General features: G+C 64.3%; 1 protein-coding gene. It reads right to left on the bottom strand.

Features of this window, described 5'->3' with window-relative positions:
* The coding region (locus EXE44_RS18005; RefSeq protein ID WP_199241279.1) for a nitrous oxide reductase family maturation protein NosD at positions 1-507 on the bottom strand (507 nt) is incomplete at both ends.

Raw genomic sequence — 507 nt, 5'->3', positions numbered from 1 at the left:
CATCACCGTGATCCCCGCGAAGATCTCATCTCGGAACGAGTTGTCCGCGATCAGGGCGTCGCCGGTGTACATGAGATGGACGCCGTAGCGGTTCCGTCTGAACGTCGAGTTCCTGACGATCGACCCGTCGGCGCGGTGGAGGTAGATCCCGTCGCGACCGTTCGTGAACGTCCCGTTGGTGACCGTCACCCGGGACTCCATCCCGGTGATTCCCATGAAGCCGTCGTCCCACTCGCCCGTTCCGTTGACCTCGATATCACGGATCACCGCGTCCGATCCGTCCCGCAGGAGAACGCCGCTCGCGTTCGTATCGATCGCCACGTCGTCTATGAACAACCCCGGCGCGTTGAGTCCGCGGATCCCGGCGTCGCCGTAGCCGTATCCGAGTTGGATGTTCGTGTCCCACGACTCCGTCTCGCTTCCTTGCGCGGCCTCTTCGGCCCGTCGTCGGGCCGCTTCGGGATCCCGGGTCCGATTACCGGTGCCGTCGATCGTCAGTCCTGTGAC

This window comes from Halorubrum sp. SS7 (genome assembly GCF_005435055.1).
In the GTDB taxonomy this organism is placed as follows: domain Archaea; phylum Halobacteriota; class Halobacteria; order Halobacteriales; family Haloferacaceae; genus Halorubrum; species Halorubrum salinarum.
The sequence above is the reverse complement of the archived record's forward strand: the minus strand, read 5'-3'. Positions and strand labels throughout refer to the sequence as shown.